Origin of the sequence: Streptomyces mangrovi (genome assembly GCF_900114215.1) — a bacterium.
GTDB lineage: Bacteria > Actinomycetota > Actinomycetes > Streptomycetales > Streptomycetaceae > Streptomyces > Streptomyces barkulensis.
This window is the reverse complement of sequence record NZ_FOSG01000018.1, coordinates 88,490-111,840: the sequence shown is the minus strand read 5'-3', so window position 1 is coordinate 111,840 and position 23,351 is coordinate 88,490. Positions and strand designations below refer to the sequence as shown.

Here is a 23,351-nt window from a genome sequence, read left to right as displayed (position 1 = left end):
CCCCCTGAACGACACCGTGATGCGGCTGCTCCTGGCGGCCGTCGTCGTCCTGCCCCTGCTCGGCGCGGGCGCCGCCCTGCTGCCGGCCCCGCCCGGGCTGCGGGGCCGCGGCCCCGAGCAGGCCGTGCTGCGCCACGGCGTCACCGTCACCGGCGCCGTGCTGGCCGTCACCGCGGTGCTCGCGCTCGGTTTCGACCACGACCGGCCCGGCACGATGCAGGCCGAGACCGACATCGCCTGGATCCCGGCGCTCGGCGTCCGCGTCCACCTCGGCGCCGACGGCGTCTCGCTGCCCCTGCTCGTCCTGACGGCGCTGCTGACCTTCCTGTGCGCCCTGTACAGCTACCACCGGCCTCCCGAGGGCCCGCGCCCGCAGGCGTTCGTCGCGCTCGTGCTCCTGCTGGAGGCGGGCACCCTGGCGACCTTCGCCGTGCTGGACCTGATGCTGTTCTTCCTGGCCTTCGAGACGGTCCTGATCCCGATGTACTTCCTCATCGCCCGCTGGGGCGGCGCGGGTCGGGAGCGGGCCGCGTGGAAGTTCGTCCTCTACACCCTGCTCGGCTCCGTGGTGATGCTGCTGGGCCTGCTGCTGGTCGGGCTGGGAGCCGAGGGCGGCCCGACGTTCGACATGACGGCGCTCGCCGAGGACGGCGGCCGGGGGCTGACCCACACCACCCAGCTCGTGGCCGCTCTCGCCATCGGCATCGGCCTGGCCGTCAAGACGCCGATGTGGCCGCTGCACAGCTGGCTCCCCGACGCCCACACCGCCGCCCCGACCGTCGGCTCGGTGCTGCTGGCGGGCGTCCTGCTGAAGATGGGCACCTACGGCTTCGTCCGGATCGTCCTGCCGGCCGTCCCCGACGGCGTCCACACCCTCGCGCCGTATCTGGCGGCCTTCGCGGTCACCGGCATCGTCTACGGATCGCTGGCCTGCCTGGCGCTGGCCCTACCCGGCTCCAGGGGCGACCTCAAGCGCCTCATCGCCTACTCCTCGGTGGGCCACATGGGCTTCGTGCTGCTGGGCGTCGCCACCCTCACCCGCACCGGCGTCAACGGCGCGCTGTTCGCGAACATCGCCCACGGCCTCATCACCGGACTGCTGTTCTTCCTCGTCGGTGCGGTCAAGGACCGCACCGGCACCACCGACCTGGACCGCCTCGCACTCGACGGCGCAGGGGAGCGAGGCGCGGGCGCGGCGCTGTACGGGCGCGCCCCCCGGCTCGGTGGGCTGCTGGCCTTCGGCGCCGTCGCCTCCCTCGGTCTGCCCGGACTGGCCGGCTTCTGGGGCGAGATGCTCGCGCTGCTCGGCGCGTACCACCCGGCCGACGGGCTCAGCCGGCCCGCCTACCTGGTCTTCATGGCCCTCGCGGCCCTCGGCACCCTGCTGACCGCCGCCTATCTGCTGGTGGTCGTACGCCGGGTCTGCATGGGGACGCCGTCCGCCCCCGGTGCCGTCCCCGCCCCCGGCACAGCACCCGCCCCGAGCGCGACCCTGCCGGACGTACGCGGCCACGAGTTCGCCGCCTGGATCCCGCTCGTCGTCCTCACCGTCCTGGCCGGACTGTGGCCCGCGCTCCTCCTGGGGCTCACCGATCCGGCCGTGCAGAACCTCCTGCCGGGAGTCAGCCGATGAACGCGCTCGCCCAGGACCCCGTCCGGTCGGTCGTCCAGTCCGTCGACTGGCTCGCCGTCGCCCCGCCCGCCCTCGCCGCACTGGGCGCGCTGGCCGTCCTGGTCGCCGACCTGTTCCTGCCCGAGCGCCGCAAGCCGCTGCTCGGCCCGGTCACCGTCGCCGTCCTCGCGCTCGCCGTGCTCGCTCTGCTGCCCCTCATGGACGGCGACCGCACCACCTTCTGCCTCACCGCCGACCCGGCGGTGTGCTCCTACGTCGCCGACCCGTTCGCCCTGGCCGTCCAGTTCCTGGTGCTGGGCGCCGCGTTGATCGCCGCCCTGCTGTCGATGACGGCCGTACAGGACGAGGCACTGCCGGGTGGCGAGTACTGGTTCCTGCTGCTGGCCTCCGCCGCCGGCGCGGCGCTGCTGCCCGCCGCCCGGGACCTGGCGACCCTGATCGTGGCGCTGGAGGTCGCCTCCCTGCCGTCCTTCGCCCTGGTCGGACTGCGCCGCGCGGACGGGCGCTCCTCCGAGGCGGCCCTGAAGTTCTTCCTCTCCTCGGTCACCGCCACCGCCGTCAGCCTGATGGGCGTCAGCTTCGTCTACGCCGCGACCGGCTCCCTGCACCTGGACCGGATCGCCGAGAGGCTGCGCGAGACCGCCCCCGGCCTGGAGACCCTGGCCGCCACCGGAGTCGCCCTCACCCTCGTCGGCTTCGCGTTCAAGACCGCGGCCGTCCCCTTCCACTCCTGGGTTCCGGAGACCTACGTGGGCGCCCCCCTGCCGGTGGCCGCCTACCTGTCGGTGATCGGCAAGGCGGTCGGCTTCTCCGGGCTGATCCTGGTGACCGTCGAGGCCTTCCCCTCCTACGGCCACGTCTGGGGGCCGGCGCTCGCCGTACTGGCCGCCCTCACCATGACCGTGGGCAACGTGGCCGCCCTGCGGCAGCGCCCGGAGCGCGCGCGCAGCGCGGTACGGCTGCTGGCGTGGTCCTCCGTCGGCCAGGCCGGCTACCTGCTGGTGCCCATCGCCGCGGCGGCGTACGCCGACGAGCCGGGGCGGGCCGTCGGCGCGACCGTCGCGTACGCCCTGATGTACGCCGCCGTGAACCTCGGAGCCTTCGCCGTGGCCGCCCACGTCGGCCGGAGTGCCGCCGCCAACCGGATCACCGACTACCGCGGCCTGTACGCCGCCCATCCCCTGGCCGCCCTCGCCCTCGCCTTCTTCCTGCTCTGCCTGGCAGGGCTGCCGCCGGGAATCATCGGCCTGTTCGCCAAGGTCGCGGTCCTCTCCACGGCCGTGGACGCGGGACTGGGCTGGCTCGCGGCGGTGATGGCGGTGAACGTCGTGATCGCCCTGTACTACTACCTGGCGTGGACGGCGCAGATCTTCCGGGCCCCCGCACACGCCCCCGCGCACATCCCCGCCGCAGACACGCGCGTACGCGTCGCCGCGCCGCTCACGGCCGCGATCGCCCTGACGGGGCTGCTCGCCGTCGGCCTTTCGGGTGCTCCCCAGTTCGCCCTGCGCTTCGCCGCCGACGTGCTGCTTTAGACGGGGGGCGGCCCGGGAACCCGGCGCCTTCACATGGCGTTGACCTCACAGGAAGGGTCCACGAATCCGCCTTCGGACGGAGGCACCGCCGCAACGAAGGGCCACACGGGGGATCCCCCCTGCCGCACCACCTGGAGGGCGTACCGTGCACCGCCGGCACAACGGGCTGAAGACCGCCCTGCTACTCGGGGGACTGTCCGCACTCATCATCGTCATCGGCGGTTTCTTCGGCCGTACCGGGCTGGTCGTCGCGGTCGTCCTGGCACTGGGCACCAACGCCTACGCCTACTGGAACAGCGACAAGCTCGCCCTGCGCGCCATGAGAGCCCGCCCGGTCAGCGAGTTCGAGGCCCCGGGCCTGTACCGGACGGTCCGCGAACTGTCCACGGCCGCCCGCCGGCCCATGCCCCGCCTGTACATCTCGCCCACCCAGGCGCCCAACGCGTTCGCCACCGGCCGCAACCCGCGCAACGCCGCCGTCTGCTGCACCGACGGCATCCTGCGCATCCTGGACGAGCGTGAGCTGCGCGCCGTCCTCGGGCACGAGCTGAGCCACGTCTACAACCGCGACATCCTCCTCGCCTCCGTCGCGGGCGCACTGGCCTCGGTGGTGATGTTCCTGGTCAACTTCGCCTGGTTCATCCCGATCGGCCGCTCGGACGACGACGAGGGCCCCGGCCTGGCCGGGATGCTGCTGATCATGCTGCTCGGTCCGCTCGCCGCGTCCCTGATCCGGCTCGCGGTCAGCCGCTCCCGGGAGTACGAGGCGGACGCCTCCGGCTCCCAGCTCACCGGCGACCCGCTGGCCCTGGCCTCGGCCCTGGCCAAGCTGGAGGCCGGCACCAAGCAACTGCCCCTGCCCCCCGAGCCCCGGCTGGAGACCGCGAGCCACATGATGATCGCCAATCCCTTCCGCCCCGGAGACGGTCTGTCCAGGATGTTCTCCACCCACCCCCCGATGGCCGAGCGCATCGCCCGGCTGGAGCGCATGGCGGGGAGGCGGCTGTGAGGACGCTCCTCAACATCCTGTGGCTGGTCTTCTCCGGCCTCTGGCTGGCCCTGGGGTACGTGGTCGCCGGTCTGATCTGCTTCCTGCTGATCGTCACGATCCCGTGGGGCATCGCCTGCTTCCGGATCGCCGTCTACGCCCTGTGGCCCTTCGGGTACACCGTCGTCCAGCGGCCCGGCGCGGGCGCGGCCTCCGCCGCGGGCAACGTCGTCTGGCTGGTCTTCGCCGGGATATGGCTCACCCTGGGACACATAGCCGCGGGCATCGGCTTCTGCCTGACGGTCATCGGCATCCCGTTCGGCATCGCCCACTTCAAGATGGTGCCGGTCTCCCTGATGCCGCTGGGCCGTGAGATCGTCCGCAGCGACGCCGCGTACCCGTCGTACCGCTGGAACGCGGCCTCCCCCTAGGGCGCCCCACCGGGCGTCGAAGGTCCCGCAGGCTCTCAGGCTCTCAGGCCCGGGCGGTCCCCTCGTCGTACAGGCCGTCGTACAGGCCCTCATGAGGGTCCTCGTGCGGGCCGGCGTACGGGTCCGCCCCGGCCGACGGCTCGCCCGCGCCCTCCCAGGGGGCCGGTCCGGTGCCGTCGCTCCAGGCGGCCAGCGCGTGCCGGTCGAAGCACAGGATGCCGCACTGCCGCGCGTACTCGGCGGCCGGCGCGGTGAAGTCGCCGGTGGTGACCACGGCCGCCACCTGGGCCTCGTGGACGGTGTAGCAGGTGCCGCCGAAGCGCTGCACGTCCTGCGAGCCGACCTTGTTGGTGTCGCTGTAGCGCTTGCACTGGATGACCACGCGCCGCCCGTCCGGGGCGGTGGCGACGACGTCGGCGCCGAGGTCGCCCGCGCCGCCGACGACCTCCACGTCCCGGCAGCCGTCCCGCTCGCACAGGGCCGCGACCGCCTGCTCGAACTCCTCCGCCTCCATGGCCTCGTAATCCGGGCGGCCGGGACGGCCGGGGTCGTCGGATCGGGCCACGGCGGTCCCGGCCCCGGCCGGTTCCGCGTACCGGACGGTCTCCGAGTCCTCCACCGGCCCGGGACGCTCCGCGTGCTCACCGCTCTCCGGTCCGCCGCCCGGGACCTCCTCCTCCAGCGTGTCCAGTGCTGTCTCGGCCGCCTCGGTCAGGACCGTGGCGGCCCGCCGCGCGGCCCTGGACGCCCGGAAGCGGCGCCCGCCGCGCAGACCGGCCACGGCGGCCGGCACGGCGATCAGGCAGACGGCCACCGCCGCGACCGGATGCCGCCCGGCCGCCTCCAGCACCACCCGCCCGGCGAACCACACACCCAGCAGGACGACGGCGGCCAGTACGAAGGCCAGGGCCGTCACACGCAGGTCGAAGACGGGCCTGCCGTCCGGCGTACGCCTCCGGCGCGCGGATATGGCCATCGGTGCTGATCCCCCCTGGCGGTTCGGCGTGGAACATCACTGCTCGCTACTGCCGTCTGCCCCGCCTCCCCGTTTTCAACGGGCCGCCGGGAGTGGGCCGCCGGGAGTGGACCGCCGGGAGCGAGCCGCCGGGAGGGGCCCGCCGCACCGGGGTCAGCATCCGATGCCGATGCAGTCCTCCCGGAAGACCTCCTCGCCGTCCACCGTGCCGACGATCGTGAAGCCCTCGAAGGTGACGCCGCCCTCCGTCTCGATCCTGGGGTCGCTGCCGGCGTCGGCCACCATCCGGGCCTCCCCGCCGTCCACGGTGGTGCCCTCGCAGGTGACCCTCAGATTCTCCCCGGTGCCCTCGTCGGTACAGGTGAGATCACCGTCGATCTCGTGCCCGGCCTGGTCGAAGGCGAGTTGGCCGGCTTCGGCCGCGCTGTTGCGGGCGAGAGTGCCGGAGACGTCCTCCCCGGTGCCGCCGTCCCCGCAGCCCGAGAGCAGAAACGCGCCGCACAGCAACGCGGCCGGCAGAGCGGCCCGCACGGTCTTCTTTCTCATACGTCCTCCTGGGCCCGTACGCGTGGAAGATTCCGTGTCCGGGTGCCCGAGGCGCGGTGCCGCCAACCTTCCGGGCGCCTTCCCCGCCTTCCCCGCCGCCCCGGAGGACGGAGGACGGACGGGCACCCGCCGGGCGGCGGGTGCCCGTCCGTCCTCGGCCGGCGCTCCCCGCCGGCCCGGTGCTCAGCGGTAGTTGGTGAACTGGATCGCGAAGTCGAAGTCCTTGCCCTTGAGCAGGGCGATGACCTCCTGCAGGGCGTCCCGGCTCTTGTGGCTGACGCGCAGTTCGTCGCCCTGCACCTGGGCCTTGACGCCCTTGGGGCCCTCGTCGCGGATGATCTTCGCGACCTTCTTGGCGTTGTCCTGGGAGATGCCCTCCTGGATCGACGCGAAGAGCTTGTACTCCTTGCCGGACACCTGGGGCTCCCCGGCGTCCAGGGACTTCAGGGAGATGCCCCGCTTGACCAGCTTGGTCTGGAAGATGTCGAGGATGGCCTTGACCCGCTCCTCGGAGTTGGCCCGCATCTCGATCTTCTCGCCCGACCAGGCGATGGAGGCCCCCACGCCCTTGAAGTCGAAGCGCTGGGAGATCTCCTTGGCGGCCTGGTTGAGGGCGTTGTCGACCTCCTGCCGCTCGACCTTCGAGACGATGTCGAAACTGGAGTCGGCCATCGTGGATTGGCTCCTCGTGCGTAGATCCGTCAGGGTGCGGTCCGGCCCGGTCCGGCTCGGTCCGCGCCGTCAGCCTAGTCATCCGCCGCGGTGATCCACCGCCGGACAACGAGGTGGCGGACCACCCCCCACCATCGGGTATGGTTGTGCGCGTTGCCAGGGAGCGAACGCCCCCGAGGCGGCAATCCCAGGCGGTGTGCCCGAGTGGCCAAAGGGAGCAGACTGTAAATCTGCCGGCTCAGCCTTCCTAGGTTCGAATCCTAGCGCCGCCACACGAGGGAGACGGCCCCCGACCAGTCCACTGGTCGGGGGCCGTTCGCCGTTCCGTCCGGCGTTCTGCCCGGCGCGGAGCCTAGTCCGGCACCTCCGTCGCCTCCGAGCCCAGTTCCGCGATCGCCTGGTCGATCGGGACCTCTCCGGAGACCAGCTCCAGCGTCACCCGCGCCGCGCGCGGGTCGTCCAGGAGGGCGATGAGGACGGCGGCCACGTCGTCGCGGGAGATCTCGCCGCGGCCCGTGCGGGGCTCCAGCCGCACCCGTCCGGTGCCGGGGTGGTTGGTGAGACGGCCGGGGCGCAGGATCGTCCAGTCCAGGTTGACGCGCCGGCGGATGTCGTCGTCCGCGGCGCCCTTGGCGCGCAGGTAGGCGGCGAAGACGGGCTCCATGTCCGCGGGGGGCTCGTCGTCCGCCCCCATCGCGGAGATGACCAGGAAGCGTCGTACTCCGGCGAGTTCGGCGGCGTCCGCGAAGAGGACCGCGGCCGCGCGGTCCACCGTCTCCTTGCGGTCCGTGCCGCTGCCCGGGCCCGCGCCCGCCGCGAAGACCGCGGCGTCGGCGTCCCGCAGGTGCCGGGCGACCTCCTCCGCGGACGACGACTCCAGGTCGCAGACGACCGGCTCGGCCCCCGCCGAGCGCAGGTCGTCCGCGTGCTCGGGCCGCCGGATGAGCCCGACGACCTCCTCACCGCGCGCGGCGAGCAGCCGCTCCAGCCGCAGTGCGATCTGACCGTGTCCTCCAGCGATGACTGTGCGCATACTCCGACCGTACGCCGCCGGGGCCGCCCTTTGCCGGGTACGCCGCCGGGTACACCGCCTGTACGCCGCCGTCAGCGCTGCGACTGGCGGGGAAGCCCCAGTTCGGCGGCGGGACCGCCCGGTTCCGGGGCCACCGTGTCCGCCGGGCCGCCCGGGTCCGTGGCGTCGCAGTACTCGCGCACCGCGCTGGTGCGGGCCACCACCCGGCCGCGGTGGACGACCAGGCGGCTGTACGACAGTGAGAGCGTTCCGGCGAGCGTGCGGCCGCGTACGGCCAGCAGTTCCGCCGGGAAGCCGGCCTCGATCCGCACCCGCGGCAGCCCCATGGCCTCCCGCGCCCGCGCGCTCACCGCCTCGTAGGCCTCCTCCGGGCCGGCCTGGCCGTGCGAGGCCAGCAGGTAGGCGGCTTCCAGCGGGTCGCCTCGGCCCACCGGGTTGGCCGTGTCGCGCAGGGCGCCGCTGCCCGCGGCGACCCGTACCCCCGCCGCCCGCAGCAGCCGTACCGGCGCGGCGTGGGGGCCGTCGGCCGTCCGCGGCGGCAGACCGCAGCCGCCCTGGGGCAGGCAGACCACCGTGATCCCGGCCGCCGCGAGGGACTCGGCGGCGCGGGCCGCGGTCTCCCGCGGCAGCCGGGCCAGCCCGTCGCACGGACCGATGGCCACCCTGGGCCGCAGCCCGCCGGCCACCGAGGCGAGACGGGACAGCCGGACCGGGTCGGAGCCGTCGGTGTGCAGGTCCACCGCGCAGCCGTGCTCGGCCGCCACCGCCAGCACGGTTTCCGTGTAGCCGGCCGGATCGGGGTCGAGGTCCGGGCAGCCGCCCACCGCCGTGGCCCCCATGTCCACCGCTTCGCGCAGCATCGCCAGGCCGTCGGCCCCCGCCGCGCCGGTCAGCAGCCGGGGTACGGCGACGGCGGTGAGGTCGGCCAGCCCGTGCAGGGCGCTGCGGGCCCGCAGCACGGCCCGTAGGGCGCGCAGCCCGGCGACGTCGCCGACGCGCACATGGGTGCGCACCGCGGTCGCGCCGTGGCCGAGTTGGAGCAGTGCGGCCTCGGCGGCGCGGCGCTGGACGCGTTCGGGGTCGTACGGGTCCCGGGGGCCGTACGGGGAGGCGCCGGGCACGTCACCGTCAGCCGTCAGCGCGGTGTCGTAGTGGGCGTGGGGCTCGGCCGGTGCGGGCAGCAGCAGATAGCCGGTGAGATCGATCCGGGTGGCCCACGGAGGGGTGGGCGAGGAGAGGCTGCCCGCGGTCCCGACCGCCTCGATCCGCCCGCCGCCGATCCGCACGTCCACGGTGCGGCCGTCGGCCAGCCGGGCGCCGCACAGGACGAGCGCGGCCGGCGCCCGGGGCGGGGCGCCCTCCGGAGGGGCGCCGGGGGCGGTGCCGGAGGGTCCGCCCGGGGGGCCGGAGGGACCGGAGGGACTCGGGGGAGGCGGTGCGTCGCGATCGGGCTGCGCCGGTTCCTGCGGCTGGCTGTCGGGCATGGGGCTCCCGCGTTTCGCTCATGATCGCTGGGTGCACCGAAGCCTAGGACCAGGCCGGTCCCGGGCCGTGCCGCCATCACGTGGGAACCCAATAGTCGTACCGGTGGCCGCTCCGCTACGCCGGAGGGAGGGCGCGAGGCCCGGTCGGCACGGCCGTACGGAGGTGTGGCCGATACGGATTTCACGTTCGGCGCCCTGAGCGTGTAATGTCTTCATCGCTCGCCCCAATAGCTCAGTCGGCAGAGCGTCTCCATGGTAAGGAGAAGGTCTACGGTTCGATTCCGTATTGGGGCTCTGATGTGTGAGGCTCCCCGTCGAGAGACGGGGGCCGACCGCATCGCGGCGGTGTAGCTCAGTCGGTAGAGCAAACGGCTCATAATCGTTGTGTCACCGGTTCGAGTCCGGTCACCGCTACCAAACCCAGTAGCCGATTGCGGGGTCGGTCCTCCGATCGGCTACTCTTTCTGCGTTAAACCCGTCCCAGCCGTCAAGGAGCACTCACGTGGCTGCCACCGACGTCCGCCCGAAGATCACGCTGGCCTGCGTGGAGTGCAAGGAGCGGAACTACATCACCAAGAAGAACCGGCGCAACAACCCGGACCGTCTTGAGATGAAGAAGCACTGCCCGCGCTGCAACGCGCACACCGCGCACCGCGAGACGCGATAAACGCCGCGACCGGCCAGGCCGCCGCGCAAGACACGCAAAGCCGTGAGGCCGTCCCCGTTCGCGGGGACGGCCTCACGGCTTTGCGCCGTCCCAGCCGTCCGATCAGCAACCACCAGCAAGCCGTATGGAGGTACCGGGCCATGGCGCTCGACCAGTCCTTCGTGGGGCGGAGCTATCCGCCCACCGCGCCGTACGAGGTCGGCCGGGAGAAGATCCGCGAGTTCGCCGAGGCCATCGGTGACACCCACCCGGCGTACACCGACCCGGAGGCGGCCGGTGAGCTCGGTCACCCCGACGTGATCGCCCCGCCTACCTTCGTCTTCGCCATCACCTTCAAGGCGGCCGGAGAGGTCGTCGCGGACCCGAAGCTGGGGCTGGACTACAGCCGGGTGGTGCACGGCGACCAGAAGTTCGCCTACACGCGGCCGGTGCGCGCCGGCGACCGGCTCACGGTGACCTCCACCATCGAGGCGGTCAGGTCCATGGCGGGCAACGACATCCTGGACATCCGCGGCGAGGTGCGCGACGAGGCGGGCGAGCACGTGGTGACGGCCTGGACCAAGCTGGTGGCCCGCGCGGCCGACGACGCGGCCGACGACGCAGCCGGGGGCGCTGCCGGAAAGCAGGGGGAGTGAGGCGGATGACGGCGAGGATCGCGTACGCGGAGGTCGAGGCCGGCACCGAGCTGCCCGCACGGAGCTTCCCCGTGACCCGTGACACGCTCGTGCGGTACGCGGGCGCCTCCGGCGACTTCAACCCGATTCACTGGAACGAGCGGTTCGCACGTGAGGTCGGTCTCCCCGACGTCATCGCGCACGGCATGTTCACCATGGCCGAGGCCGCCCGCGTGGTGACCGACTGGACCGGCGACCCGGGCGCGCTCGTGGAGTACGGCGTGCGCTTCACCAAGCCCGTCGTCGTCCCCGACGACGGCTCGGGCGCCGTGATCGAGGTCTCGGGCAAGGTCGCGGCCAAGCTCGACGACGAGGCCCGCACCGTCCGGGTGGACCTCACGGTCACCAGCGCCGGGCAGAAGGTGCTGGGCATGTCCCGCGCGGTGGTCCGGCTCGCCTGAGCGTGCCGCCGGCCCGCGCCCGCCCGGCGGGCGCGGGCACACGCCGGGCGGGAGCGGCCGTAGGGGACGCGCGTACGGCCGCTCTCGTACTCTTGGGCGCGTGCAGGAACTCCACGACGCGCCTCTCGCCCCGCTGACCACCTTCCGCCTGGGCGGCCCCGCGGCCCGCCTGGTCACGGCCACCACCGACGAGGAGGTGACCGAGGAGGTGCGGGCCGCCGACGCCGCCGGCACCCCGCTGCTGCTCGTCGGCGGCGGCAGCAACCTCGTCATCGCCGACGAGGGCTTCGCCGGCACCGCCCTGCGCATCGCCACCACCGGCTTCCGCCTGGAGGGCACCCGGCTGGAACTGGCGGCGGGCGAAAACTGGTCCGAGGCCGTCGCCCGCACCGTCGAGGCCGGGCTCGCGGGCGTCGAGTGCATGGCCGGCATCCCCGGATCGGCGGGCGCCACACCCATCCAGAACGTCGGCGCGTACGGCCAGGAGGTCTCTTCCACGGTCACCGAGGTCGTCGCCTACGACCGCCGGTCCGGCGAGACCGTCACCATTCCCGCCGCCGAGTGCGGCTTCTCCTACCGGCACAGCCGCTTCAAGGCCGACCCCACCCGCTTCGTCGTGCTGCGTGTCCGCTTCGAACTGGAGGACGCGGGCGGCCTCTCGGCACCCCTGCGCTACGCCGAGACCGCACGGGCGCTGGGCGTGGAGACCGGCGAGCGGGTGCCGGTGGAGCGGGCCCGCGAGACCGTTCTGAAGCTGCGCGCGGGCAAGGGCATGGTGCTCGACCCGGAGGACCACGACACCTGGTCGGCCGGCTCCTTCTTCACCAACCCCGTCCTCACCGAGGCCGAGCACGCCGCCTTCCTCGCCCGTGTCGCCGAGCGGCTGGGGCCGGACGCCGCCCCGCCCGCCTATCCGGCCGGGGACGGCCTGGTGAAGACATCCGCCGCCTGGCTGATCGACAGGGCCGGCTTCGCCAAGGGCTACGGCGACGGCCCGGCCCGGATCTCCACCAAGCACACCCTCGCCCTGACCAACCGGGGCCCGGCCACCACCGCCGACCTCCTCGCCCTGGCCCGCGAGGTCCGCGACGGCGTGCGCGAGGCCTTCGGCGTGACGCTGGTCAACGAGCCGGTGACCGTCGGCTGCTCGCTCTGAGGGTTCCGTCCCGGACGGACCCGGGAGAACCGGCTCGGGAGAGCTGATTCAGGAGAGTCCCGGGATTCAGGAGGGCCCCGGGATTCAGGAGGGCTTCCGGGACGGGGCCTGCTCCGGCTCCTCCACCAGCCAGGCGTCGATGTCCGCCAGGATCGCCTTCCGGACGTCCTCCGGAGCGCGCGAGCCGCGCACCGACTGGCGGGCCAGCTCCGCCAGCTCATCGTCCGTGAAGCCGTGGTACCGCCGTGCGATCTCGTACTGCGCGGCCAGCCGGGAGCCGAACAGCAGCGGGTCGTCGGCGCCCAGCGCCAGCGGCACCCCCGCCTCGAACATGGCCCGCAGCGGTACGTCCTCGTGCCGGTCGTACACCCCCAGCGCCACGTTGGAGGCCGGGCAGACCTCGCAGGTGACGCCCTGCGCTGCCAGCCGCGCCAGCAGCCGCGGGTCCTCGGTGGCGCGCACCCCGTGCCCGACGCGGCCCGCGCGCAGGTCGTCCAGGCAGTCGGCGACGGACTGCGGCCCCGACAGCTCGCCGCCGTGCGGGGCCGCCAGCAGGCCGCCCCGGCGCGCGATGGCGAAGGCCCGGTCGAAGTCCCGGGCGAAACCGCGCCGTTCGTCGTTGGACAGACCGAAGCCGACCACGCCGCGGTCGGCGTAGCGCACGGCCAGCCGGGCCAGGGTGCGGGCGTCCAGCGGGTGCTTCATCCGGTTCGCGGCGACCAGCACGCGCATGCCGAGCCCGGTCTGGGCGGAGGCGCTCTCCACCGCGTCCAGGATGATCTCCAGTGCCGGGATCAGCCCGCCCAGGCGCGGCGCGTAGGAGGTCGGGTCCACCTGGATCTCCAGCCAGCGCGACCCGTCCCGCACGTCCTCCTCGGCGGCCTCGCGCACCAGCCGCCGGATGTCGTCGGGCGTACGCAGGCAGGAGCGCGCGGCGTCGTACAGCCGCTGGAAGCGGAACCAGCCGCGCTCGTCGGTGGCCCGCAGCTTCGGGGGACGGCCGCTGCTCAGCGCCTCCGGGAGGTGGACGCCGTGTCTGTCGGCGAGCTCCAGCAGTGTGCCCGGGCGCATGGACCCGGTGAAGTGCAGATGGAGATGGGCCTTCGGGAGCTTGCGGACGTCACGAGCGCTTTCCATCCGAAGATTTTGCCGCACTCGCGACACGCCCGGAAGTCACCACCACGATCGGGGGCGGCCCGGAACATGCGAGCGGGCCCGCGGAAGCACTGCTTCCGCGGGCCCGCCGCTGTGTGCTCCGGGCCGGTTCAGGCCTTGGCCTCGGCCAGCAGCTTCTGGATCCGGGAGACGCCCTCGACCAGGTCCTCGTCGCCCAGCGCGTAGGACAGCCGCAGATAGCCCGGGGTGCCGAACGCCTCACCGGGGACGACCGCGACCTCGGCCTCCTCCAGGATCAGCTCGGCCAGCTCCACGCTCGACCGAGGGCGCCGGCCGCGGATCTCCCGGCCCAGCACGCCCTTGACCGACGGGTAGGCGTAGAAGGCGCCCTCCGGCTCGGGGCAGGTGACGCCGTCGATCTCGTTCAGCATCCGCACGATCGTCCTGCGGCGGCGGTCGAACGCCTCGCGCATGCGCGCCACGGCCTCCAGGTCACCGGAGACGGCGGCCAGCGCGGCGGCCTGGGCGACGTTGGAGACGTTGGAGGTGGCGTGCGACTGGAGGTTGGTGGCGGCCTTCACCACGTCCTTCGGGCCGATGATCCACCCCACCCGCCAGCCGGTCATGGCGTACGTCTTGGCCACGCCGTTGACGACCACGCACCGGTCGGCCAGCTCCGGCACGACCACCGGCAGTGAGGAGAACTCGGCGTCGCCGTAGACCAGGTGCTCGTAGATCTCGTCGGTGAGCACCCACAGACCGTGCTCGGCGGCCCAGCGGCCGATCTCCTCGACCTGGGCGCGGGAGTGGACGGCGCCGGTCGGGTTGGAGGGGGAGACGAACACCAGCACCTTGGTGCGCTCGGTGCGTGCCGCCTCCAGCTGCTCCACCGAGACCCGGTAGCCGGTGGTCTCGTCGGCGACCACGTCCACGGGAACGCCTCCGGCCAGCCGGATCGACTCGGGGTAGGTGGTCCAGTACGGCGCGGGGACGATGACCTCGTCGCCCGGGTCGAGGATGGCGGCGAAGGCCTCGTAGATGGCCTGCTTGCCGCCGTTGGTGACCAGCACCTGGGAGGCCTCGACCGAGTAGCCGGAGTCGCGCAGCGTCTTCGCGGCGATGGCCTCCTTCAGCTCGGGGAGTCCGCCGGCCGGGGTGTAGCGGTGGAAGCGCGGGTTCCGGCAGGCCTCCACCGCGGCCTCGACGATGTAGTCGGGGGTCGGGAAGTCGGGCTCGCCCGCGCCGAAGCCGATCACCGGACGCCCGGCGGCCTTGAGGGCCTTGGCCTTGGCGTCGACGGCGAGCGTGGCGGACTCGGAGATCGAGCCGACGCGGGCCGAGACCCGGCGTTCGGTGGGTGACTGGTTGGAAGGGGTTTCAGCGGTCATGGGGGCATCGTCGCAGACGGGAGGTCGTCCGGACACACGGGTCGGAGCGGGCCGGAGCGGGAGCGGACGGGGAGCGGACGGGGGCGGGGCCCCGGCGTACGGGCGGGAGGAAGGGGAGGATCGGGGCGATACGGGTTACGTGTTCGACGCCGGCGCGGGAAGCACGTACACTCACCGTCGTTGGTCCCGGCCGATCACCGGCGGGCCGCGCACTCCGCGGCGCCGACCGGATGCGGTAGGTTGGGAACGGCGAAGGGTCGTAGCTCAATTGGTAGAGCACCGGTCTCCAAAACCGGCGGTTGGGGGTTCAAGTCCCTCCGGCCCTGCTTCACGCATCTGAACCAGGGATGCGTGCACGTGTACGTAACTGGACGCACCGCCGTACGGCCGGGCCGGACGCGGCACGGCACGCGGCCAGGACCCGGATCAGGTGAGGACGAGTGGCGGAGATCACGGACTCCATCGAGGTCCCCGAGCCCGGGCGGTCGCAGGACGACAACAAGCCCCGGCGCGGTGGCAAGCGCGCGAAGAAGGGCCCGCTGGGCCGTCTCGCCCTGTTCTACCGGCAGATCATCGCCGAGCTGCGCAAGGTCGTCTGGCCCACCAAGAAGCAGCTCTCCACCTACACGACCGTGGTGATCATCTTCGTCCTCGTCATCATCGGCCTGGTGACCGTGATTGACTGGGGGTTCACCGAGGTCGTCAAGTACGTCTTCGGCTGATACGCCCGCGGAGTGCCCCTCCGGGGCACTTTTCCGCATGTTCGACCCCCTTGAAGCCAGGAAGAAGCAGCCACCGTGTCTGACCCGAACCTCAACGACGCCGTCGACCCCGTCGAGGGTGACGACACCGCGCCCGACGCCGTCGAGACGGCGGACAAGGCGGCGGCGGACGGCGTCGACCAGGCCGAAGCTGCCGACACCGCCGAGGACGAGTCGGCCGAGGCGGCGACCGCCGCCGGCGAGACCGAGGCCGCCGGCGAGACCGATGCCGAGACCGAGGCCGCACAGGAGGAGGAGCCGGTCGATCCGGTCACGGCCCTCCGCGACGAGCTGCGTCATCTCCCCGGCGAGTGGTACGTCATCCACACCTACGCGGGCTACGAGAAGCGCGTGAAGGCCAACCTGGAGCAGCGCGCCGTCTCGCTGAACGTCGAGGACTTCATCTACCAGGCCGAGGTCCCCGAGGAAGAGATCGTCCAGATCAAGAACGGCGAGCGCAAGAACGTCCGCCAGAACAAGCTCCCCGGCTATGTGCTGGTGCGCATGGATCTGACGAACGAGTCCTGGGGCGTCGTGCGCAACACCCCGGGCGTCACCGGCTTCGTGGGCAACGCCTACGACCCGTACCCGCTGACCCTGGACGAGGTCGTCAAGATGCTCGCCCCCGAGGCGGAGGAGCGCGCCGCCGCGGAGGCCGCCGCCGAGGCCGGCCTGCCGGCGCCGAGCCGCAAGGTCGAGGTCCAGGTGCTGGACTTCGAGGTCGGGGACTCCGTCACCGTCACCGACGGCCCGTTCGCGACGCTCCAGGCGACGATCAACGAGATCAACCCGGACTCGAAGAAGGTCAAGGGCCTCGTCGAGATCTTCGGCCGCGAGACCCCGGTCGAGCTGAGCTTCGACCAGATCCAGAAGAACTGACGAGGTTCTTCCGGTCACCGATTTCCGGCCAGGTCGGGCAGCCCTGAGGGGCCGCCCGGCCTGGCCGGTTTCCGACCGCACCGCGATACGGGCTATCGTTGTGCGGTATGCCTCCGTACGGGTGGATCAGCCCGCCGGAGGATTCGACACCTCTCACCAGGACCCGGAGAGAACATGCCTCCCAAGAAGAAGAAGGTCACGGGGCTGATCAAGCTCCAGATCCAGGCCGGTGCCGCGAACCCGGCCCCGCCGGTCGGCCCCGCGCTGGGTCAGCACGGCGTGAACATCATGGAGTTCTGCAAGGCCTACAACGCCGCGACCGAGTCGCAGCGCGGCTGGGTCATCCCGGTGGAGATCACGGTCTACGAGGACCGCTCCTTCACCTTCATCACCAAGACCCCGCCGGCCGCGAAGATGATCCTCAAGGCCGCGGGCGTGGAGAAGGGCTCCGGCGAGCCCCACACCAAGAAGGTCGCCAAGATCACGCGTGAGCAGGTGCGCGAGATCGCCACGACCAAGATGCCCGACCTCAACGCCAACGACCTGGACGCCGCCGAGAAGATCATCGCCGGCACCGCCCGGTCGATGGGCGTCACCGTCGAGGGCTGAGCGGCTCCGCTCGCGGTACTCGCGAGGTGCGCCCGGCTCTGCTCCTCCCCTGGGGGCGGGTGAGCCGGACAGGCGCGCCGAGCACAGACAGATGGAAGTGGCAGGGTCAGGCGCTGGCCCCCTGGACCACGACTCCGTACACCAGAAAACTGGAGCAGAAGTGAAGCGCAGCAAGGCTCTCCGCAACGCGGACGCCAAGTTCGACCGGACGCGGCTCTACGCCCCGCTGGAGGCCGTCCGTCTCGCCAAGGAGACCTCTCCGACCAAGTTCGACGCGACCGTCGAGATCGCCATGCGCCTGGGTGTCGACCCGCGCAAGGCCGACCAGATGGTGCGCGGCACCGTGAACCTCCCGCACGGCACCGGCAAGACCGCCCGGGTCCTGGTCTTCGCGACCGGTGAGCGTGCCGCGGCCGCGGAGGCCGCCGGCGCCGACATCGTCGGCTCCGACGAACTGATCGACGAGGTCTCCAAGGGCCGCCTGGACTTCGACGCCGTCGTCGCCACCCCGGACCTGATGGGCAAGGTCGGCCGCCTCGGCCGTGTGCTCGGTCCGCGTGGTCTGATGCCGAACCCGAAGACCGGCACCGTCACCCCGGACGTCGCCAAGGCCGTCACCGAGATCAAGGGCGGCAAGATCGAGTTCCGCGTCGACAAGCACGCGAACCTCCACTTCATCATCGGCAAGGTCTCGTTCGACGAGAAGCAGCTGGTGGAGAACTACGCGGCGGCGCTGGAAGAGGTCCTGCGGCTGAAGCCGTCCGCGGCCAAGGGCCGGTACATCAAGAAGGCCGTCATCAGCACCACGATGGGCCCCGGTGTCCCCGTCGACCCCAACCGCACCCGGAACCTCCTCGCCGAGGAGGACGTCGCCGCCTGATCCGGCGCGCGACCCCGCGAGAGCGGGCCGGCACGGTGGCCGGGCCCCGTCTCCGATCAGGAGGCGGGGCCCGGCCCTTTGCGCGGGCGGCGCGCGTCGCTGCCGGGGCGGGACGGCCGGCGGGGCCCGGCGGGGTCCGGTGGAGTCCGGTGGAGTCCCACCACCGGATTTGCCTGTCGTGACGGCGTTCGCGTACGCTTCCACCGAAGCCAAAGACCGCTGGTCGTTGCCGTGCTCCCAGATCTCCCGCGGATCCGGGGCCGGTGGCCGAAGGATCCGCTTGGAGCGGGCGACCTGCGCAGGTGACACTGGAGGACTCCCGGCGTGTGTGCCGGTCGAGTCACGCCCCGTGCGCCTGCGCCGGGGCGTTTCGTTTTGTGCAAAACCCCTTCCTCGTGCGCCCGACGTGGGCGGTCCGGCGTCATGACCTGCCGAAAGGCACGGTCGAGGATCGCATCACCCGGAAAGGAGGGCCGAGGCTCATGGCGAGTCCCGACAAGGTCGCAGCTGTCGAGGAGATCAGGGAGAAGTTCCAGAACTCCAACGCCGCCGTTGTGACCGCGTACACCGGTCTCAGCGTCGCTCAGCTCAAGGACCTGCGCCGTTCTCTCGGTGAGAACGCTCAGTACCGTGTGGCGAAGAACACGCTTACCAAGATCGCGGCCAACGAGGCCGGGGTCACCGAGCTCGACGAGTTCTTCGTCGGCTCCACCGCCGTCGCCTTCGTGACCGGTGACCCGGTCGAGGCGGCGAAGAGTCTGCGTGACTTCGCCAAGGACAACCCCCAGCTCGTCATCAAGGGCGGTGTCCTCGACGGCAAGGCGCTCAACGCCGACGAGATCAAGAAGCTCGCGGACCTCGAGTCCCGCGAGGTGCTGCTCGCCAAGCTGGCCGGTGGCATGAAGGCGTCCATGGCCAAGGCCGCGGCGACCTTCCAGGCCCCGCTGTCGAAGTTCGTCCGCACCGCGGACGCCCTTCGCGCCAAGCAGGAGCAGGGCGGTGCCGGTACGCCGGCTCCCGCCGAGGCCGAGTAACCCACTCCAGGCGCACTCGGTCGCAGCGGGCCCCAGTACGCCCGCCGACATGAACACCCCGGCACCAGCCGACTTAGTGGAAGGACCGCCATCATGGCGAAGCTCAGCCAGGACGAGCTGCTCGAGCAGTTCAGCGAGATGACCCTCATCGAGCTCTCCGAGTTCGTGAAGGCCTTCGAGGAGAAGTTCGACGTCGAGGCCGCCGCCCCGGTCGCCGTCGCCGCCGCCGCCGGTGGTGCCGCCGCCGGTGGTGCCGCCGAGGCCGAGCCGGAGAAGGACGAGTTCGACGTCATCCTCACCGGCGCCGGCGACAAGAAGATCCAGGTCATCAAGGTCGTGCGCGAGCTGACCTCCCTCGGCCTGAAGGAGGCCAAGGACCTGGTCGACGGCACCCCGAAGCCGGTCCTGGAGAAGGTCAACAAGGAGGCCGCCGACAAGGCCGCCGAGTCCCTCAAGGGCGCCGGCGCCTCCGTCGAGGTCAAGTGAACCGAGTGACTCAGGTCACTTCAGGAGTCCGCTGACTCCTCTCCTTCCGAGGGCGATCACCCATGCGGGTGGTCGCCTTCGGTCGTTTCCGCGACGGCCGTATCGCCTGGCGAGAGCCTGCGGGTATGGTGATCAACGCTGTCCGGCCGTACGCTCCCTGTGGTTCCGGAAGAGGGTGGGGCCTTGACGAACCGCACGTAGCGCGCAATTCTCAGGACGCGTCGTCACACCGATCCACAATCCGAGGCATGGATCGCGGGCGAAGTGGGAAACCTTGCGGCAGGCGTTGAACAACTGACGAGGGGCTCGCCCCTCCGGAGGGAGAGATTGGTACCGCGTGCCGGTCTCCGGATACCGCATTGGACATCAGTGGGCCTTGTGGCTACACTGACCCTTTGCGCTGCCTATTAACTGCCCCCTGCCCGTCACCAGGGGCACGGCATGCGCGTAGTGAGTCCGAGCCCTCGGAAGGACCCCCTCTTGGCCGCCTCGCGCAACGCCTCGACCGCTCATTCGAACAACGGCGCCAGCACCGCCCCGCTGCGTATCTCCTTTGCGAAGATCAAGGAGCCCCTCGGGGTTCCGAACCTCCTTGCGCTGCAGACCGAGAGCTTCGACTGGCTGCTCGGCAACGACGCCTGGAAGGCTCGCGTCGAGGCGGCGCTGGAGCGCGGTGAGGATGTCCCCACCAAGTCCGGTCTGGAGGAGATCTTCGAGGAGATCTCCCCGATCGAGGACTTCTCCGGGTCGATGTCGCTCACCTTCCGCGATCACCGCTTCGAACCGCCGAAGAATTCGATCGACGAGTGCAAGGAGCGCGACTTCACCTACGCCGCGCCCCTGTTCGTCACCGCCGAGTTCACCAACAACGAGACCGGCGAGATCAAGTCCCAGACGGTCTTCATGGGCGACTTCCCGCTCATGACCAACAAGGGCACCTTCGTGATCAACGGCACCGAGCGTGTCGTGGTCTCCCAGCTGGTGCGCTCGCCGGGCGTCTACTTCGACAGCAACATCGACAAGACGTCCGACAAGGACATCTTCTCCGCCAAGATCATCCCGTCTCGCGGCGCCTGGCTGGAGATGGAGATCGACAAGCGCGACATGGTCGGTGTCCGCATCGACCGCAAGCGCAAGCAGTCCGTCACCGTCCTGCTCAAGGCGCTCGGCTGGACCACCGAGCAGATCCTGGAGGAGTTCGGCCAGTACGAGTCCATGCGCGCCACCCTGGAGAAGGACCACACCCAGGGCCAGGACGACGCGCTGCTCGACATCTACCGCAAGCTGCGTCCGGGCGAGCCGCCGACGCGCGAGGCCGCGCAGACGCTCCTGGAGAACCTCTACTTCAACCCCAAGCGCTACGACCTGGCCAAGGTCGGCCGCTACAAGATCAACCGGAAGCTCGGCGGCGACCAGCCGCTGGACTCCGGCGTGCTGACCGTCGACGACGTCATCGCCACGATCAAGTACCTGGTCAAGCTGCACGCCGGCGAGACCGAGACGGTCGGGGAGAACGGCCGGTCGATCGTCGTCGAGACCGACGACATCGACCACTTCGGCAACCGCCGCCTGCGCAACGTCGGCGAGCTCATCCAGAACCAGGTCCGCACCGGTCTGGCCCGTATGGAGCGCGTCGTCCGCGAGCGGATGACGACCCAGGACGTCGAGGCGATCACGCCGCAGACCCTGATCAACATCCGGCCGGTCGTCGCCTCCATCAAGGAGTTCTTCGGCACCAGCCAGCTGTCGCAGTTCATGGACCAGACGAACCCGCTGTCGGGCCTGACCCACAAGCGCCGTCTGTCCGCGCTGGGCCCCGGTGGTCTGTCCCGTGAGCGGGCGGGCTTCGAGGTCCGCGACGTGCACCCCTCGCACTACGGCCGCATGTGCCCGATCGAGACCCCCGAAGGTCCGAACATCGGTCTGATCGGCTCGCTGGCCTCCTACGGCCGGGTCAACGCGTTCGGTTTCGTGGAGACCCCCTACCGCCGCGTGGTCGACGGTGTGGTCACCGACGAGGTGAACTACCTGACCGCCGACGAGGAGGACCGCTACGTCATCGCCCAGGCCAACGCGCCGCTGGGCGAGGACATGCGGTTCGCCGAGGACCGCGTCCTGGTCCGCCGCCGCGGCGGCGAGGTCGACCTCATCCCCGGCGACGAGGTCGACTACATGGACGTCTCGCCTCGCCAGATGGTGTCGGTCGCGACCGCCATGATCCCGTTCCTGGAGCACGACGACGCCAACCGCGCGCTCATGGGCTCGAACATGATGCGCCAGGCCGTTCCGCTGATCCGCGCCGAGGCCCCGCTGGTGGGCACCGGCATGGAGTACCGCTGCGCGGTCGACGCCGGCGACGTGATCAAGGCCGAGAAGGACGGCGTGGTCCAGGAGGTCTCCGCCGACTACGTCACCGTGGCCAACGACGACGGCACCTACACCACCTACCGGGTCGCCAAGTTCTTCCGCTCCAACCAGGGCACCTCCTTCAACCAGAAGGTCGTCGTGGACGAGGGCGACCGCGTGGTGACCGGCCAGGTCCTCGCCGACGGTCCCTCGACCGAGCAGGGCGAGATGGCCCTCGGCAAGAACCTCCTGGTGGCGTTCATGCCGTGGGAGGGCCACAACTACGAGGACGCGATCATCCTGTCGCAGCGCCTCGTCCAGGACGACGTCCTCTCCTCGATCCACATCGAGGAGCACGAGGTCGACGCCCGTGACACCAAGCTGGGCCCCGAGGAGATCACCCGGGACATCCCGAACGTCTCCGAGGAGGTCCTGGCCGACCTCGACGAGCGCGGCATCATCCGCATCGGCGCCGAGGTCGAGGCGGGCGACATCCTGGTCGGCAAGGTCACCCCGAAGGGCGAGACCGAGCTGACCCCGGAGGAGCGGCTGCTGCGCGCGATCTTCGGCGAGAAGGCGCGCGAGGTCCGCGACACCTCGCTGAAGGTGCCGCACGGCGAGACCGGCAAGGTCATCGGCGTCCGCGTCTTCGACCGCGAGGAGGGCGACGAGCTGCCTCCGGGCGTCAACCAGCTCGTCCGCGTCTACGTGGCCCAGAAGCGCAAGATCACCGACGGTGACAAGCTCGCCGGCCGCCACGGCAACAAGGGCGTCATCTCCAAGATCCTGCCGATCGAGGACATGCCGTTCATGGAGGACGGCACCCCGGTCGACGTCATCCTCAACCCGCTGGGCGTCCCGTCCCGGATGAACCCGGGCCAGGTCCTGGAGATCCACCTGGGCTGGCTCGCCTCCCAGGGCTGGAAGGTCGAGGGGATCGAGGAGGAGTGGCAGAGGCGGCTGGCCTCGATCGGCGCCGACGAGGTCGAGCCCGGCACCAACGTCGCCACCCCGGTGTTCGACGGCGCCCGCGAGGACGAGATCGCCGGTCTGTTCACGGCGACCCTGCCCAACCGCGACGGCGAGCGGATGGTCCTGCCCTCCGGCAAGGCCCGGCTCTACGACGGCCGCTCCGGCGAGCCGTTCCCGGACCCGATCTCGGTCGGCTACATGTACATCCTCAAGCTGCACCACCTGGTCGACGACAAGCTGCACGCCCGCTCGACCGGCCCGTACTCCATGATCACCCAGCAGCCGCTGGGCGGTAAGGCTCAGTTCGGTGGCCAGCGCTTCGGTGAGATGGAGGTGTGGGCGCTGGAGGCTTACGGCGCCGCGTACGCCCTCCAGGAGCTGCTGACCATCAAGTCCGACGACGTCACCGGCCGCGTGAAGGTCTACGAGGCCATCGTCAAGGGCGAGAACATCCCCGAGCCCGGCATCCCCGAGTCCTTCAAGGTGCTCATCAAGGAGATGCAGTCCCTGTGCCTCAACGTGGAGGTGCTGTCCAGCGACGGCATGTCCATCGAGATGCGCGACACCGACGAGGACGTCTTCCGCGCCGCGGAAGAGCTCGGCATCGACCTGTCCCGGCGCGAGCCGAGCAGCGTCGAAGAGGTCTGACGGGCCGGCCGGGGCGCCGCACCCTCCCGCCGAAGG

The 23,351-nt window shown here is 71.4% G+C and carries 22 protein-coding genes and 4 tRNA genes; 19 read left to right on the top strand and 7 right to left on the bottom strand.

Annotation, left to right across the window (positions count from 1 at the left end; translation table 11 throughout):
- The first annotated feature begins 19 nt into the window (after positions 1–19).
- The 4 genes from BM237_RS22280 to BM237_RS22265 all read left to right on the top strand — a co-directional run bounded on the left by BM237_RS22280 (position 20) and on the right by BM237_RS22265 (position 4,587).
- Positions 20–1,633 (top strand): complex I subunit 4 family protein, encoded by a 1,614-nt coding sequence (locus BM237_RS22280; protein WP_425443731.1) that lies wholly within the window; start codon positions 20–22, stop codon positions 1,631–1,633.
- Positions 1,630–3,168: an NADH-quinone oxidoreductase subunit N gene (locus BM237_RS22275; protein WP_093851496.1), complete on the top strand. Its 1,539-nt coding sequence runs from the start codon at positions 1,630–1,632 to the stop codon at positions 3,166–3,168. Before BM237_RS22280 ends, BM237_RS22275 begins: the two co-directional genes overlap by 4 nt.
- A 145-nt stretch (positions 3,169–3,313) precedes the next feature.
- Entirely contained in the window at positions 3,314–4,177 is an 864-nt protein-coding gene (htpX, locus tag BM237_RS22270) for a zinc metalloprotease HtpX (protein WP_093851495.1), read from the top strand.
- Entirely contained in the window at positions 4,174–4,587 is a 414-nt protein-coding gene (locus tag BM237_RS22265) for a YccF domain-containing protein (protein WP_093851494.1), read from the top strand. Before htpX ends, BM237_RS22265 begins: the two co-directional genes overlap by 4 nt.
- Positions 4,588–4,630: 43 nt before the next feature.
- Here BM237_RS22265 and BM237_RS22260 read toward each other — a convergent pair whose 3' ends face one another.
- The 3 genes from BM237_RS22260 to BM237_RS22250 all read right to left on the bottom strand — a co-directional run bounded on the left by BM237_RS22260 (position 4,631) and on the right by BM237_RS22250 (position 6,781).
- Positions 4,631–5,563, bottom strand: coding sequence for a restriction endonuclease (locus BM237_RS22260; RefSeq protein ID WP_093851493.1), 933 nt, complete (start codon positions 5,561–5,563; stop codon positions 4,631–4,633).
- A 153-nt stretch (positions 5,564–5,716) separates the two neighbouring features.
- Positions 5,717–6,109: a hypothetical protein gene (locus tag BM237_RS22255; protein ID WP_093851492.1), complete on the bottom strand. Its 393-nt coding sequence runs from the start codon at positions 6,107–6,109 to the stop codon at positions 5,717–5,719.
- Positions 6,110–6,292: 183 nt separating this feature from the next.
- Entirely contained in the window at positions 6,293–6,781 is a 489-nt protein-coding gene (locus BM237_RS22250) for a YajQ family cyclic di-GMP-binding protein (RefSeq protein ID WP_093851491.1), read from the bottom strand.
- A 190-nt stretch (positions 6,782–6,971) separates the two neighbouring features.
- Here BM237_RS22250 and BM237_RS22245 point away from each other — a divergent pair.
- Positions 6,972–7,053: transfer RNA gene (locus tag BM237_RS22245), tRNA-Tyr, on the top strand.
- 80 nt (positions 7,054–7,133) lie between these two features.
- Here the strand turns inward: BM237_RS22245 and BM237_RS22240 are convergent.
- Positions 7,134–7,814 carry an NAD(P)H-binding protein gene (locus BM237_RS22240; RefSeq protein ID WP_093851490.1) on the bottom strand — a complete coding sequence of 227 codons (681 nt, stop codon included), beginning with the start codon at positions 7,812–7,814 and terminating at the stop codon, positions 7,134–7,136.
- Positions 7,815–7,885: 71 nt separating this feature from the next.
- Positions 7,886–9,298, bottom strand: coding sequence for an amidohydrolase family protein (locus tag BM237_RS22235; protein WP_093851489.1), 1,413 nt, complete (start codon positions 9,296–9,298; stop codon positions 7,886–7,888).
- Positions 9,299–9,519: 221 nt separating this feature from the next.
- Between BM237_RS22235 and BM237_RS22230 the strand changes: the two genes are divergently transcribed.
- The 6 genes from BM237_RS22230 to BM237_RS22205 all read left to right on the top strand — a co-directional run bounded on the left by BM237_RS22230 (position 9,520) and on the right by BM237_RS22205 (position 12,196).
- Positions 9,520–9,592: transfer RNA gene (locus BM237_RS22230), tRNA-Thr, on the top strand.
- Positions 9,593–9,639: 47 nt separating this feature from the next.
- Positions 9,640–9,715 (top strand) — tRNA-Met (locus tag BM237_RS22225).
- An 85-nt stretch (positions 9,716–9,800) separates the two neighbouring features.
- Positions 9,801–9,965 (top strand): 50S ribosomal protein L33, encoded by a 165-nt coding sequence (rpmG, locus tag BM237_RS22220; RefSeq protein ID WP_003948671.1) that lies wholly within the window; start codon positions 9,801–9,803, stop codon positions 9,963–9,965.
- A gap of 140 nt (positions 9,966–10,105) precedes the next feature.
- On the top strand, positions 10,106–10,600 hold the full coding sequence (locus BM237_RS22215; RefSeq protein ID WP_093851488.1) for a MaoC family dehydratase N-terminal domain-containing protein: 495 nt from the start codon (positions 10,106–10,108) through the stop codon (positions 10,598–10,600).
- A gap of 5 nt (positions 10,601–10,605) precedes the next feature.
- Positions 10,606–11,040, top strand: a complete 435-nt coding sequence (locus BM237_RS22210; RefSeq protein ID WP_093851487.1) for a MaoC family dehydratase — start codon at positions 10,606–10,608, stop codon at positions 11,038–11,040.
- A gap of 100 nt (positions 11,041–11,140) precedes the next feature.
- Positions 11,141–12,196, top strand: coding sequence for a UDP-N-acetylmuramate dehydrogenase (locus BM237_RS22205; protein ID WP_093851486.1), 1,056 nt, complete (start codon positions 11,141–11,143; stop codon positions 12,194–12,196).
- A gap of 84 nt (positions 12,197–12,280) precedes the next feature.
- On the opposite strand, the gene BM237_RS22200 is transcribed toward BM237_RS22205, so the two are convergent.
- Positions 12,281–13,333: an adenosine deaminase gene (locus BM237_RS22200; RefSeq protein ID WP_093851485.1), complete on the bottom strand. Its 1,053-nt coding sequence runs from the start codon at positions 13,331–13,333 to the stop codon at positions 12,281–12,283.
- 128 nt (positions 13,334–13,461) lie between these two features.
- Entirely contained in the window at positions 13,462–14,700 is a 1,239-nt protein-coding gene (locus tag BM237_RS22195) for a pyridoxal phosphate-dependent aminotransferase (protein ID WP_093851484.1), read from the bottom strand.
- A gap of 253 nt (positions 14,701–14,953) precedes the next feature.
- Between BM237_RS22195 and BM237_RS22190 the strand changes: the two genes are divergently transcribed.
- The 8 genes from BM237_RS22190 (at position 14,954) to rpoB (ending at position 23,315) form a co-directional block, all read left to right on the top strand.
- Positions 14,954–15,026: transfer RNA gene (locus tag BM237_RS22190), tRNA-Trp, on the top strand.
- Positions 15,027–15,140: 114 nt separating this feature from the next.
- A complete protein-coding gene (gene secE / locus BM237_RS22185) occupies positions 15,141–15,422 on the top strand; it encodes a preprotein translocase subunit SecE (protein ID WP_093851483.1) in 282 nt (93 codons plus the stop codon).
- A gap of 75 nt (positions 15,423–15,497) precedes the next feature.
- Positions 15,498–16,340: a transcription termination/antitermination protein NusG gene (gene nusG / locus BM237_RS22180; protein ID WP_093851482.1), complete on the top strand. Its 843-nt coding sequence runs from the start codon at positions 15,498–15,500 to the stop codon at positions 16,338–16,340.
- Positions 16,341–16,514: 174 nt separating this feature from the next.
- Entirely contained in the window at positions 16,515–16,949 is a 435-nt protein-coding gene (rplK, locus tag BM237_RS22175) for a 50S ribosomal protein L11 (protein ID WP_093660552.1), read from the top strand.
- Between the two features lie 160 nt (positions 16,950–17,109).
- A complete protein-coding gene (rplA, locus tag BM237_RS22170; RefSeq protein WP_093851481.1) occupies positions 17,110–17,829 on the top strand; it encodes a 50S ribosomal protein L1 in 720 nt (239 codons plus the stop codon).
- Positions 17,830–18,311: 482 nt separating this feature from the next.
- Positions 18,312–18,863 (top strand): 50S ribosomal protein L10, encoded by a 552-nt coding sequence (rplJ, locus tag BM237_RS22165; RefSeq protein WP_093851480.1) that lies wholly within the window; start codon positions 18,312–18,314, stop codon positions 18,861–18,863.
- Between the two features lie 93 nt (positions 18,864–18,956).
- Positions 18,957–19,349 (top strand): 50S ribosomal protein L7/L12, encoded by a 393-nt coding sequence (rplL, locus tag BM237_RS22160; protein ID WP_093851479.1) that lies wholly within the window; start codon positions 18,957–18,959, stop codon positions 19,347–19,349.
- Between the two features lie 480 nt (positions 19,350–19,829).
- Entirely contained in the window at positions 19,830–23,315 is a 3,486-nt protein-coding gene (rpoB, locus tag BM237_RS22155) for a DNA-directed RNA polymerase subunit beta (protein ID WP_093851478.1), read from the top strand.
- The last annotated feature ends 36 nt before the right edge of the window (positions 23,316–23,351 follow it).